Raw genomic sequence first — 13,340 nt, forward strand, 5'->3', positions numbered from 1 at the left:
CTCTGGTTGCAATACTTCATTCCTGGTTACCCTCACCAGACTGGAAGTACGCGCTGCGGAAAGATGCGCGGCGCGTTCGCCCATGTCAGCCTTGCGTGGGGCAACCCCGCGAGGTGCTAGAAGCTTGCTTTCAGCGACACGCTATACCGACGGTCGTTAAGTTGCCACAACAAACCGCCCGAGGGGCGCTCGACATACGTACGGTACATGGAGTTATTCAAATTAACGGCGTCCGCCGAAAGCGTGAAGATCTTGTTAATTTGGTAGCTCACCGAAGCATCGATTGACGAGTAAGGCGCTGCATATTGGTTTGCACCAAAAACCCCACTACCATTGATTTGGTCCAGGTAAGCGGAACGCCAGTTGTACGCCACACGGGCCTGTATAGCTCCCAATTCATAGAGGGCGATCAGGTTGTAGCTGTTCTTGGACAACTTCGGCAACGGAGCAAGAGACCCGGGCTTGATCTCAACTTTCGAGTCCACATAGGTATAGTTTGCCTGTAAGCCCAATCCACTGAACGGGCCCGGCAGGAAATCGAAGAATTGCGTAAAGCCGGCTTCAATGCCTTTTACCGAACCCTTACCCAGATTGATGCTGGTTCCAACATCGTAGATGACTCCACCGAAATTCATCGGCTCGATGCCGCCGGCCAGGTAACCCTTGATATCCTTCTTGAATACACCCAGGAACGCCAGATTGGACGGCCCCCAATAGTATTCCGACGTCAAATCATACGCGGTCGCAGTCATAGGCTGCAGGAAGGGATTACCGGAACTGCCGGTCGGGCGTCCGTTAGCGTTGTACTGCGAGGGGATGTTCGGATTCAGCTGAACGTGGGCGGCCATATCGCTAAAGTTTGGCCGTGTCATCGTCTTGCTATAGCCGAAGCGGAGCTGCAAATCGTCGTTCACGTGCAGCCGTGTGTTGAGGCTGGGGAGAATATTCGAGTAGCTATTCTTGAGAGTCGCTTGGCGCGCCCCAGTGCTTTCCTGGATAAAGCCAATAGAGGTCTGATCGGTCCTTACAGCTCGCACACCGGCGGTGCCATCGAGTTCGTAACCGAATACGGCTGTACTAAAGTCGCCGGTCAGGAAGAGGGACCGCGTCTTTTCGCGTTGGTCGTTGATATCCCCGGGAGCAAACGACGTATCGAACGTATATGAATTTGGCTTTCCGTCGAATAACTGCGCGTACGTCTTGACGGTTCGATCGTAAACGCTCGAGTTGGGATCGGCGTACTCGGGGAACACCGCAACGGGGAAGCCAACGCCCGGTTTCATGAAGTTGCTTGGAGGCCCAACGTAGGCGAGATTCGGATGCTGTGCCACTGGAATCAGCGGGCATGCGCCCCAGTTAGGGTTGGTGCCCGTATCGTTACAGACGCCGGTATTCTTCCAGTTGCCCCGCAGGTGCACCTTGGTATCGGCCAAGCGTATGCCGGCGTGCAGCTTGGTAAAGAAACCATTACCCAGGTGGTAGTCGAAATCCTGGCTCAGCGCCGACATTTTCAGCTCATGGCGGTCGAACCCATTCGCCAGCCACTCATAATACCAATTCTTCGGATCGCCAAAACGCGCGTAGGGGGCGCTTGGGTTGGCTGGATCGATGATGGAAAAGGCGGGGATCTTGCCGCGCACGTCGAAGGCCAGATTCAGATTCGGGATGTTGGCAACGCTTCTGCTTTCGTTGTCGTAAAGCTTAACGGAGTCGCCATTGCGTTCAGCGTCATAGTTGGCGCGTTGGTAAGCGAAGTCGGTCTTTGACCTGAGCTTATCCGAGATGCGCCACTTAAGGTTCACGGCGGATAAGTTGGTGCGATTGCGAACATCCTGGTCGAAGCGCGAGGCCGAGAAAATTTGCGGCGACAAAATGCCGCTCGTGGCGCTGCCATCGGCCGCCCAAGTCCAGGTGGAACCCGCCGCCGCGTGCGGGTCGTTGTTCTTGTCGTCGCCGTAGATGTATTCTCCGCGACGAATAAACCGATATTTTGAATAGAGATTCTGCGCCGTGAAAAGGATGTCGTCGTTCACCTGCCATTGGTAGGCGAGCGCCAGACCCTCGCGCTTGCGGCTACCCGAGTCCGCGTACATTTCGAAGGAAGTCGGCACATAGAGTTCGGAGAGACCTCCCGTGTTCGGCATCGAATTGAAGGCCGCAACCTTGGCCGCCGAGGGAGCTTGCGCCGGGTCGTTGGTACATCTTCCAACCGTCGCGGTAAGACAGTGCTGCTGCTGTTGAAGAACGGCATCTTGGCGGTAGTGGGTCTCACTGACCGTTGCATTCACCAGGATGCCCATGCCGCCGACGCCCGTATTGAACCGCCGGCTCAAAAGGCCCGACACCGACGGTGAAGACTTACGAGCTCGATCGTAGTAGTTGGACTTTACCGTCAGAACGTTGAGGTCTTCTTTAGAATCGAATGGCATCCGCGTGCGGATGTTGACCACGCCGCCGATACCGCCTTCGATCAAGTTGGACGCTGCGTTCTTATAGACGTCAACTCCGGCCATGAGTTCGGAGGGGAGTCCTTCCAGGTCCGGTGCCCGCCCACCGCTGGCCGTAAAAAAGTCTCGTCCGTCGATCAAGTTGCGGACCTGTGTAATGCCACGGATCGTCATCGCGGGCTCGGTGCGATGGTCGTAATCCGTGCCGCCCTCACCATAGCGGCGCTGGATCTGCACCCCGGCGACCCGCTGCAGCGACTCGACAACATTCACGTCCGGCAGCTTTCCGATATCGGTTGCCTGGATCGAGTCGACGATCTGATTGGCGTCCCGCTTGAGATCGCGAGCCGACTTCAACGCCGCTCGCTGACCGGTGATGACAACGCTGACCGGGGGGGTCGCCTCCTCGCTTGCACTGGCAGGGTTGGCCTCTTGCGCATTCGCGACAAATGGCGCCGCCATCGCGAGCGCACAAGCTTGAGCCAAAATCGTTTTTTTATGATTGTTTCGCACAGCTAGTCTCCTCTAATATTATCGGGCAGTGCCCTCTTATGTCTGTCGGCTCGATATCAATCACATTCCAGCTATGGCCGGAACGCCGCTCGGGCCCAACAGGTCCCTGACGCCCGTGTCAACGGGATCGCCATATTCCTTCTCCTCGATGGTTACCGCAATTCAAGTGTATTCCTGTCAATTATGAAACTGGTATCATGCTTTTAACGCAACCCATTTCGTTTTCGTATATCGAAGCGTGGAGGGAGGAATGCGGTCGCTGGCCGGCGGGGCGCGCTCGCTGTGCGCATTTGCCGTGCCCTTCTCCACCCGGCTGGGTACAATAGGGCATGCTCTCCGAATTCGACCTCATCAAGGAATACTTCCAGCGCCCGCAGCAGCCGGGCCGGGCCACGCTCGGCATCGGCGACGATTGCGCGCTGCTCACCCCCACTCCAGGCATGCAGACGGCGATTTCGTCCGACATGCTGGTCGAGGGCCGCCACTTCTTCGCCGGCGAGGACGCGTATCGGCTCGGCCACAAGAGCCTGGCCGTCAACCTGTCCGACCTGGCGGCGATGGGCGCGCGGCCGGTGGGCTTCACTTTGGCGCTGGCGCTACCGCTGGCCGACCGCGCGTGGCTGGCCGGCTTCTCGCAAGGACTGTTCGCGCTGGCCGACGCCTTCAACATCGAGCTGATAGGCGGCGACACCACCAAAGGTCCGCTGACTATCTGCATCACCGTGTTCGGCGAGCTGCGTCCCGGCCAGGCGTTGCGCCGCAACGCCGCGCAAGCGGGCGACGATATCTGGGTCTCGGGAACATTGGGCGACGCGCGCCTGGCGCTGGCCGGCTACCGCCTGGAACAATCGATGGACGCGGCCAGCCTGCATACGGCGTCGGTGCGCATGCACACGCCGGTGCCGCGCGTGGAGCTGGGCGCCGTGTTGGCGGAACAGGGCATCGCCCGCGCGGCCATCGATATCTCCGATGGCCTGGTCGGCGATCTCGGTCACATCCTGGCGATGTCGAATGTGGGCGCGACCTTGAATGTGGACGCGCTGCCGCCGGGCGAGGCGCTGACGGCCTTCCCGCAGGAGCTGCGGCGCGTGTTCACCGCCGCCGGCGGCGACGATTACGAGTTGTGCTTCACGGCGCCGGCGTCGGCGCGCGCGGCGGTCATCGCGGCCGCCGGCAGCGTGGCCACGCCGGTCACGCGCGTCGGCAGCATCGAGGCACAATCGGGCCTGCGCCTGGTGGACGCCGCCGGCCAGCCGCTAGACCTCAAACTCGCCGGCTTCGATCACTTCACGTCCTGAAGCGCGGTCACATCCTCGTCCGGCTGTCCCACCCTGCGTCCGCTGCCGTGCATCAGCCAGTAGTGGTGGAAGGCCAGCCGAATGTTGTCGCGCAGTTGCGTGTCGTCCCACGGCTTGGTGTAGAAGCGGTAGATGGCGCCCTGGTTGACCGAGTCGAGCACCGCGTCGAGCCCCATGAAACCGGACAGGATGATGCGTATCGTCTCCGGGTACATGTCCTTGACCTGGCCGAGGAACTCGGTGCCGTTCATGCCTGGCAAACGCTGGTCGCACAGGATCACCTGCACCGGGTGCAGCGCCAGCAGCTCGAACGCTTCGGTGGCCGATCCGGCCGTCAGAATCTGATAGGCGTCGCGCTGGAACAGCTGGTCGAGCGACCATAATATATCCGGATTGTCGTCGACGATGAGCAGCGTTTGCGCCGGCTGGTTGGGCGCGGCCGGATCGACCGGCAGGCAGCGCCCCGATTCGACCAGCACCGCCATGTCGGCTGGCGCCACCGGACGGCTGAAAAAATATCCCTGGATTTCGTCGCAGCGGCTGCGCCGCAGATATTCGAGCTGCGCGCGCGTCTCCACGCCCTCGGCGATCACGCGCAGCTTGAGGCTGTGCGCCATGCTGATGATGGCCGTGGCGATGGCGGCGTCGTTCGGATTGGTGGTGATCTCGCGCACGAAGGCGATGTCGATTTTGAGCTTGTCGATCGGGAAGCGCTGCAGATACGCCAGCGACGAGTAGCCGGTGCCGAAATCGTCAATCGCCACCTTGATGCCGATCGCCTTCAGATTGGTCAGCACCATGATCGTGCGCTCGGCGTTGGACATCAGCGCGGTCTCGGTCAGCTCCAGTTCGAGCAGGTCCGGCGGCACCTCATGGCGCACCAGCGCAGAACGCACCACCTGTTCCAGGTCGCCCTCGATGAATTGGCGGCTGGCGACGTTGACGGCCACGCGCACGGCGCCGACGCCGCTGCGCAGCCAGGCGCCGATCTGCTTGCAGGCGGCGTCGATGATCCAGGCGCCGACGCGCACGATCAGGCCCGTATCCTCCAGCACCGGCACGAACTCGGACGGGAACACCAGCCCGAAGCCGGGCCGCTGCCAGCGCAGCAACGCCTCGGCGCCGGCAATGGCGCCGGTGTGCAGGTTCACCTTGGGCTGGTAGTACAGCAGCAGTTCGTCGTTGTCGAGCGCGCGGCGCAGCGCCAGCTCCATGTCCAGCCGCGCGAGCACCTGCACGTTCATGCCGGCGGTGAAGAAGCGGTAGCCGTCGCGGCCCGCCTGCTTGGCGCGCTCCATCGCGGTGTCGGCGTATTTGAGCAGCGTTTCGGGATCGGTGGCGTCGTCCGGATACATGGCGATGCCGATGCTGGCGCTCAGCACCGCCGGGTGCCCGTTCAAGTCGAACGGCAGGCGCAGCGCCTCCCTCACCTCGTTGGCCGTGTGGACGGCGTCCTGCTGGTCGCGCGGCATCGACAGGATCAGCGCGAATTCGTCGCCGCCCATGCGACCGACCGTGTCGCGCAGGCGCACGCATTGCACCAGCCGGTTGCTGAACTGGCGCAGCAGCTCGTCGCCGAGCGCGGCGCCGAGCGAGTCGTTGATATTCTTGAAGCGGTCCAGCGCGATGAACAGCACCACGATGCGCCACGATTTTTCCTGCGCCAGCGAGATCGCGTCGGCCAGGGTCTGGAAAAACAGCGTGCGGTTGGGAAGACCCGTCAGGCTGTCGTAATGGGCCATGTGCTGCAGCAGCTCCTCCGAATGGCGCCGCTCGCTGATGTCGCGCGCCACGCCCAGCATGACGTTCGACTGGCCGGGCCGATTGAGCAACTGCCAGTAGATCTCCACCGGCACCGAGACCAGGTCGCGCCGCATCAATTCGAGTTCGGCCAGCTCCGGCGTGCGCGCCTGGCCGATGGCGGCGGCGTAGTCGTCGAGCCGGTGCGCCTGCGCGCGCAACAGCGCCTGCGTGCCCAGTCCCAGCCGGCTGGCGGTCTGGCCCAGCATCTCGTCGCGCGGGTAGCCCAGCATGCGGCAGGCGCCGTCGTTGACGTCGACCAGTTCGGCGGTGGCCGCGTCGAGCAGGAAGATGGCGTCGGCGGTGGCGTCCATGGCGCTGCGGAAGCGCTGCAGTTCGAGGGTGCGCTCGCGTACCGTCTGCTCCAGGCGCACGTTGTAGTTGCGCGCCTCGCGGTGCAGCAGGCGCACCTCGAGCATATTGCGGATGCGGGTGAGCACCTCGACCGGGTCGATCGGCTTGCTCAGGAAGTCGCGCGCGCCCGCTTCGAGCGCCTTGAGTTTATGGTCCGGCTGCGCCGTCACCACCAGCACCGGCAGCCAGGAATCGGCCTCGAGCGGGCGCAGCGCGTCCATCACTTCGAAGCCGTCCATGCCGGGCATCTGCAAGTCGAGGATGATGAGGTCGTATCGATGTCGGCTGTGCCAGTCGGCCACCACGCGCGGGTCCGTGGTGGAGGTGACCGCCTCATAGCCGGTCGACTTGAGCAGGAATTCGAGCAGCTCCACGTTGACGACCTGGTCGTCGACGATCAAGATGCGTGCGTGAAAAATATCGGTCTGGCTGATCATGGGATGCGCCTCCGGTGGGCTATCGAACCGGCGTTCTGGCCGGATCAGTCCGCTTTCTTCCCGCAAGCGACTTCGGCTTGCTTGACTGGTGCGCGTTTCCGCAGTTTTTAGGTAGAGCACGCCACGCAGTGCTATTGAGTGTACGCAAGTTCAAATCGCCGGTCTAATGTTTTTATGCAAAGTTAGGTTTGCTGCTAATCAGCAGTGCATCGCTGGCAACGATTGTGATCTGCATGGTACAGTGGCAGCACACCCTGCGGGATATCCCAGCCGGCTCCCGAACGCCGCTTCAGAAGGAGATTTAGATGAGTATCGAGACGAAACACGAGACGAAAACCGATAACGCCACCACCATCCTCGACCTGGCCGCGCAGGTCGGCAAGGCGCTACAGGACAAGGGCCTGATCCTGGCCACCGCCGAATCGTGCACCGGCGGCGGCGTGGCGCAGGCCATCACAGAGATCGCCGGTTCGACGGCCTGGTTCGACTGCGGCTTCATCGCCTATTCCAACGCCTCCAAGAGCGAGCTGCTGGACGTGTCGGCCGCGCTGATCGCGCAGATGGGCAGCGTTTCCGAGGAAGTGGCGGCGGCGATGGCGAGCGGCGCCCTCGGTTCGAGCAACGCCCATCTGGCCGTCTCGACCACCGGCATCGCCGGCCCGACCGGCGCGGTGCCGGGCAAGCCGGTGGGCACCGTCTGCTTCGGCTGGGCCAACGCCGACACCGTCCACACCGAGCGCCTGGTCTTCAGCGGCGACCGCAAGGCGGTGCGCGAGCAGACCGTGATCCACGCGCTGCAGGGCCTGCTGCGTTTCATCGACTGACACCCGGTCTTTTCTCCCCAACGGCGCCATCACGTCAGTGATGGTTGCCTTCCTGCCACAAAACAATTACTCTCGATGCGTTCGAGCGCGATGGTGCGCCCATTTCCAGCAGATTCAGGGGTGATTTCGATGCAAAACACGGTACATTTTATTCTTCAAGGTAAAGGCGGCATCGGCAAGACCTTGGTCTCGACCATCCTCGCGCAATGGCTCGCCAGCAAGGATGCGGACGGGGATTTGGAAGCGCCGCGCCAGCCGCTGCGCTGCTACGACACCGACCAGGAGAACGCCACGTTTTCGCGCTACAAGGCAATGGACGTCAAACATGTGCCGGTGATGACCGACAGCCGCACCATCGACCCCAAGCGCTTCGACGCGCTGATGATCGACATCCTCGAAGAAGAAGGCAACTGCGTCATCGACAACGGCGCCAACACCTTCTCGCCGCTGATGGGCTATCTGCTTGAAAACGATTGCTTCGCGCTGCTCGAGGAATCGGGCCGCAAGGTTTACATCCACACCATCGTCGGCGGCGGCGACACTTTGCACGACACGGCGATGGGCTTCGTCTCGACCGCCAAGGCCACCAAGGTGCCGCTGGTGCTGTGGGAAAACGAGCACTTCGGCCTGCTGCAATCGGCGTCCGGCAAGCAGTTCACCGAGTCGCAGACCTACGCCGACAATTCGTCGCGCGTGCGCGGGCGCATCGTACTGTCGGCGCGTAACGCCGACACCTTCGGCGCCGACATCAAGAAGATGAACACGGCGCGCCTGACCGCCAACGAAGTGCGCGAAAGCGACAAGTTCAACGTCATGGAAAAGCAGCGCATCAAGGTGGTGTTCCGCGACTTGTTCGAGCAGCTTGACAAGGTCGAGTGGTAAGCGGCCATGGATCAGCAAAAGCTGCGGAGTCTGGTGTTTGAAAAAACCGGCGTCAAGATCGACATCGACGATCCGATTTTTGCGCTGGTGGCGCTGAACGAGGCGGTGTTGGAGGAAGCGGTCGAGCGGCATATCGCGGCCATCGATGCAGCCTCGCTCGAGTTGACGCAGCATGCGCGCCTGGCCGGTGGCTTGCCGCCGGCGCAGGAGTCGGCGCGCAAGGCGGCGGCGCTGGATGCGACCAACGAGCCGGTGACGGGTGCGGCGCCCTCCACTTCCGGCGCTAATGCCGGCTACGTGCCGACGCCGCCCGGTCCGGTGCGGCCGATCGCCACGCAGTCGCCGGCGATCACGCCGCGCGAGTTGCGGTTGCTGGGGGCCGCTGCGGGTATCGCCATACTCAGTGCACTGATCGTTGTTGGAGCGCAGGCGCTGTTTTCCAAACCGGCGCCGGCACCTGTGATCGAACAGGCCAAGACGCTGACGCCGGAGCAGACGCTGGCCTTGCGCAACGCTGAAAAATTGACCAAGGCCATCGAGAAGCTGGACCCGAAGGTGCGCAGTCAGTTGCAGGCGGAGTTGCAGAAATAGCGATGGGGCGGCGGATGCGGCATCCGCCATTTAGCCCTATGGATCTCTTTTTTCGTGCTAACATGTGAATACCTGTTCACATGATGAGTTGTACAAAATACATGAGTTGCCAACACGACTATACCGGCATCGATCCCGCCATCGCGCAATTGGCCGATCTGTTTCACCTGCTGGGCGATCCGACCCGCTTGCGCATCGTGCTGGCCTGCGTGGCGGCGCCGATCGCCGTCAGCGACATCGCCACCTCCCTTGAACTGAGCAGCTCCCTGGTGAGCCACCACTTGCGCTTGCTGCGCGCGGCGCGCATTGTGAAGTCCGAGCGACAGGGCAAGCAAGTTTTCTACTCCGCCGCCGATGCGCATATCAGCGACGTCCTGAACGATATGCTCGAACATATCGCCGAACCTGCCAACGGGAACGAAGCATGAGCAAGCACCACGACCATCACGACCACGATCACGGCCATGATCACGGCCACCACGATCATGATCATGAGCACGGACATGATCACGGACATGCGCCCGCCAAGCCCGCCGTAAAAGGCCACTCCCACGATCACGGTCATGGGCATGGGCACGATCACGCGCACGGCCATCACCACCACGGCGATCCCAACACCATGGGCCGCGCCTTCGCCATCGCCATCGTGCTCAACCTGGCCTTCGTCGGCATCGAATTCTTCTACGGTTTCCTGGCCAACTCCACCGCGCTGATGGCCGACGCCGGCCACAACCTGTCCGACGTGCTGGGCCTGATGCTGGCCTGGGGTGCGGCCATCCTGGCCAAGCGCCTGCCGAACCAACGCTACACCTACGGCCTGCGCAGCACCTCGATACTGGCCGCGCTGTTCAACGCGATGCTGCTGATGGTCGCCTGCGGCGGCATCGCCTTCGAGGCGGTGCAGCAACTGGCCCATCCAGAGCCGGTGGGCGGCTTGACTGTGTCGGTGGTGGCCGGTGTCGGCATTCTGGTCAACGGTTTCTCGGCGTGGTTGTTCATGTCCGGGAGCAAGGACGACATCAATATCCGTGGCGCCTATCTGCATCTGGCCGCCGACGCCGCCATCTCGCTGGGCGTGCTGGTGGCCGGCGTGATCGTCCGCTTCTCCGGCTGGAATTGGGTCGATCCGGCGGTCAGCATGGTGATCGTTGCCATCATCGTCTACAGCACCTGGTCGCTGCTCAAGCAGTCGCTGCGGATGATGCTGGCGGCCGTGCCGGACAATGTGGACCGGGGCGAGATCGAGCGGTTCCTGCGCGAGCGGCCGGGTGTGACCGAGGTGCACGACCTGCATATCTGGGCGATGAGCACCACCGAGACCGCGCTGACCGCGCAGCTGGTCACGCCGGGGGGTTATCCGGGCGACGTGGCGGTTGATGACATTTCCCGGCAGCTGCGCGAGGATTTTTCGATCCAGCACAGTACCTTGCAGGTGCGGCTGGGTACCACCGTGCATGAGTGTTGTTTGCAGGAGCCGGCGCATTAGGGACGAGCCGGCGACGGCTCGTGGATGGCGGATTACGCTTCGCTAATCCGCCCTGCGTGGTTCCGAGGTAAGTCGGCGCGCGGGCCGGCGCACTAGTCCGCGAACTTGGCGTATAGCGCGGTGCTCAGGTAGCGCTCGCCGAACGACGGGATGATCGTCACGATCATCTTGCCGGCGCTTTCCGGTCGACGCGCCACTTGCAGCGCGGCCCACAGCGCCGCGCCGGAAGATATCCCCACCAGCAAGCCTTCCTGGCTGGCCGCCTGGCGCGCGGTCTCGAAGGCGTTGTCGTTGCTCACGCCGATGATCTCGTCGTACACCCTTGTGTTGAGCACGGCCGGCACGAAGCCGGCGCCGATGCCCTGCAGCGGGTGCGGTCCCTTGACGCCCTTGGCCAGCACCGGCGAAGCCTCCGGCTCGACCGCGATGCAGCGGAACTCCGGCTTGCGCGCCTTGATCACCTCGCCCACGCCGGTGATGGTGCCGCCGGTGCCCACGCCGGCCACCAGGATGTCGGCGCGGCCGTCGGTGTCGTTCCAGATTTCCTCGGCCGTGGTGCGGCGGTGCACATCCGGATTGGCGGGATTGTTGAATTGCTGCGGCATCAGATAGCGGCGGTCGCTCTCGGCCAGCGCCTCGGCGCGGTGGATGGCGCCCAGCATGCCTTCGTTGCCCGGCGTGAGGATCAACTCGGCGCCGTAGGCGCGCAGCAGCATGCGGCGCTCGCGGCTCATGGTGTCCGGCATGACCAGCGTGCAGCGGTAGCCGCGCGCGGCGCAGACCATCGCCAGCGCGATGCCGGTGTTGCCGCTGGTCGGTTCGAGGATGATGGTGTCGGGATGGATCTGGCCGGCCGCCTCGGCCGCTTCGATCATGGACAGGCCGATGCGGTCTTTCACGCTGTGGGCCGGGTTGCAGTATTCCAGTTTGACCAGTACGTCGGCGGCCAGGCCCTTGGTCAATCGATGCAGCCGCACCAGAGGGGTGTGGCCGATCAGTTCAGTAACGTCGTTGGCAATTTTCATGGAAAAAACCTCCGCGCGATGGGGAGTAGCCAGTCTACTCCTCCCGCGCGGACAACGACGCATTTATACGCTTACTTCACATCCATCAGTTCGACGTCGAAGATCAGCGCCGAATTCGGCGGGATGCCGCTGCCCGGCGACGGACGCGAGCCGTAGGCCAGCTCGGACGGAATGATCAGGGTGCGCTTGCCGCCGACCTTCATGCCCTGAATGCCCTGGTCCCACCCCTTGATGACGCGGCCGGCGCCGAGCACGAAGTCGAGCGGTTCGCCGCGTGGAATCGACGAATCGAACTGTTTGCCGTGCATGTTTTTCGCCAGTGGACGATACAGCCAGCCGGTGTAGTGCATGTAGACGGTGGCGCCGGTGCTGGCCTCCTTGCCGGTGCCGACCTTGGTGTCGGTGATGATCAGTTGCTCGGCGGCCGGGCCGGGGGTGGCCGAACCGACGACCATCGGCGGCGGTGGCGGCGCGACGGCGGGCGTGGCGGTGGTGGTTGGCGCCGCAGGTGCTGGTTGCGCGGTTTGCGCCGCCGGAGCGGCCGGGGCCGCTGGTGCTGCAGGAGCGGCGGGAGTCTGGGCCTGGGCCACGGAGGCCGCCAGCGCGCACAGCATTGCTACTAAAACGGAACTACGCGTCATGTTTTTTCTTTCAATGAGTTTCTGTGGACAGCACGGCGGCCGTGCCAGCGCGCACAATGATAGCAAACCTGCCCGGCGCACCGGATAAAATTGGCGGTTAAGACAAACCCGCGCGCTTTCGCCTGGCCGCCGGCGTCATCACTTAGGGGTCGTACCCGCAGGGTACGACCCCGCCCGGCAGTGCGGGTTAAAGCGGCTCCAGTGCCGCCTGCGCGCCATCGGCCAGCTGCCGCAGCACGTGGCCGGCGGCGACCATGCCGAAGGTGGCCGTGACCACCATCGCCGAGCCGAAGCCGGCGCAGTTCAAGCCGGTCACGCCGCCGGCGCGGTCGTCGCCGTCCACCGCGCACACCTCGCCCGTTTCGGGAAACTTGAGCGGCTCCATCGAGAACACCGCATCCACATGGAACTTGGTTTTCTCGCCGCGCGGATAGCCGTACTGGCTGCGCAAGACCTTGCGCACCTTTTTCAGTAGCGGTTCCTGCTCGGTGCGGGCCAGGTCGCGCACGGCGATCTGGGTCGGGTCGGTCTGGCCGCCGGCGCTGCCGATGATGACCAGCGGCAGCGCGTGCTGGCGGCAATACGCGATCATCGCGGCCTTGGCCTTGACGCTGTCGATGGCGTCGACCACGTAGTCGAACTTGCCGGCGCCTATCATCTCGTCGAGATTGTCGGCGCTGACGAAGTCTTCGATCTGGTTGACCACGCAGTAGGGATTGATCTGCCCGATGCGCTCGGCCAGCGCGCTGATCTTGGCCTGGCCGACGGTGCCGGTCAACGCCTGGATCTGGCGGTTGATGTTCGATTCGGCCACGTTGTCGAGGTCGATCAGGGTCAGTTGGCCGATGGCGCTGCGGGCCAGCGCCTCGACGATCCACGAGCCGACGCCGCCGACGCCGACCACGCACACGTGGGCGCCACGGAAGCGCGCCAGCGCGCGTTCGCCGTACAATCGGGCGATGCCGCCGAAACGGCGGTCGAAGTCGATGGCGTCCGGGCCTTGGTCGACATTAAGGTCAGAGATACTGTTCATCCCGCCATT

Annotated in this window: 11 protein-coding genes and 1 pseudogene; 7 read left to right on the forward strand and 5 right to left on the reverse strand. The window is 63.1% G+C overall.

Translation table 11 applies throughout. The features are described from left to right. Window positions 1-116: 116 nt before the first annotated feature. Window positions 117-2,960, reverse strand: a complete 2,844-nt coding sequence (locus tag NHH88_30350; protein ID USX13899.1) for a TonB-dependent receptor — start codon at window positions 2,958-2,960, stop codon at window positions 117-119. A gap of 329 nt (window positions 2,961-3,289) precedes the next feature. On the opposite strand from NHH88_30350, the gene thiL reads away from it, so the two are divergent. Next, window positions 3,290-4,258, forward strand: a complete 969-nt coding sequence (gene thiL, locus NHH88_30355) for a thiamine-phosphate kinase (GenBank protein ID USX13900.1) — start codon at window positions 3,290-3,292, stop codon at window positions 4,256-4,258. Here the strand turns inward: thiL and NHH88_30360 are convergent. After that, on the reverse strand, window positions 4,243-6,849 hold the full coding sequence (locus NHH88_30360) for an EAL domain-containing protein (protein USX13901.1): 2,607 nt from the start codon (window positions 6,847-6,849) through the stop codon (window positions 4,243-4,245). The genes thiL and NHH88_30360 overlap by 16 nt on opposite strands. Window positions 6,850-7,154: 305 nt before the next feature. Here NHH88_30360 and NHH88_30365 point away from each other — a divergent pair, with 305 nt between their 5' ends. From NHH88_30365 to NHH88_30390, 6 genes and pseudogenes are all read left to right on the forward strand, one after another. Beyond that, window positions 7,155-7,673, forward strand: a complete 519-nt coding sequence (locus NHH88_30365; protein USX13902.1) for a CinA family protein — start codon at window positions 7,155-7,157, stop codon at window positions 7,671-7,673. A 129-nt stretch (window positions 7,674-7,802) separates the two neighbouring features. Further along, complete coding sequence (locus tag NHH88_30370; protein USX13903.1) at window positions 7,803-8,555, forward strand: hypothetical protein; 753 nt, start codon at window positions 7,803-7,805, stop codon at window positions 8,553-8,555. Window positions 8,556-8,561: 6 nt separating this feature from the next. After that, a complete protein-coding gene (locus NHH88_30375) occupies window positions 8,562-9,146 on the forward strand; it encodes a hypothetical protein (protein ID USX13904.1) in 585 nt (194 codons plus the stop codon). Between the two features lie 101 nt (window positions 9,147-9,247). Beyond that, window positions 9,248-9,574, forward strand: a complete 327-nt coding sequence (locus tag NHH88_30380; GenBank protein USX13905.1) for a metalloregulator ArsR/SmtB family transcription factor — start codon at window positions 9,248-9,250, stop codon at window positions 9,572-9,574. A gap of 14 nt (window positions 9,575-9,588) precedes the next feature. Beyond that, window positions 9,589-9,756 (forward strand): annotated as a pseudogene (locus NHH88_30385) (GTP-binding protein). Between the two features lie 9 nt (window positions 9,757-9,765). After that, complete coding sequence (locus NHH88_30390) at window positions 9,766-10,632, forward strand: cation diffusion facilitator family transporter (protein ID USX17479.1); 867 nt, start codon at window positions 9,766-9,768, stop codon at window positions 10,630-10,632. A gap of 92 nt (window positions 10,633-10,724) precedes the next feature. On the opposite strand, the gene cysK is transcribed toward NHH88_30390, so the two are convergent. From cysK to tcdA, 3 genes are all read right to left on the reverse strand, one after another. Next, window positions 10,725-11,657: a cysteine synthase A gene (gene cysK / locus NHH88_30395; GenBank protein USX13906.1), complete on the reverse strand. Its 933-nt coding sequence runs from the start codon at window positions 11,655-11,657 to the stop codon at window positions 10,725-10,727. A 71-nt stretch (window positions 11,658-11,728) separates the two neighbouring features. Next, on the reverse strand, window positions 11,729-12,271 hold the full coding sequence (locus tag NHH88_30400) for an FKBP-type peptidyl-prolyl cis-trans isomerase (protein USX17480.1): 543 nt from the start codon (window positions 12,269-12,271) through the stop codon (window positions 11,729-11,731). 214 nt (window positions 12,272-12,485) lie between these two features. Beyond that, complete coding sequence (gene tcdA / locus NHH88_30405; protein USX13907.1) at window positions 12,486-13,331, reverse strand: tRNA cyclic N6-threonylcarbamoyladenosine(37) synthase TcdA; 846 nt, start codon at window positions 13,329-13,331, stop codon at window positions 12,486-12,488. Window positions 13,332-13,340: the final 9 nt, after the last annotated feature.

The organism is Oxalobacteraceae bacterium OTU3CAMAD1, from assembly GCA_024123915.1.
GTDB lineage: Bacteria > Pseudomonadota > Gammaproteobacteria > Burkholderiales > Burkholderiaceae_D > Rugamonas.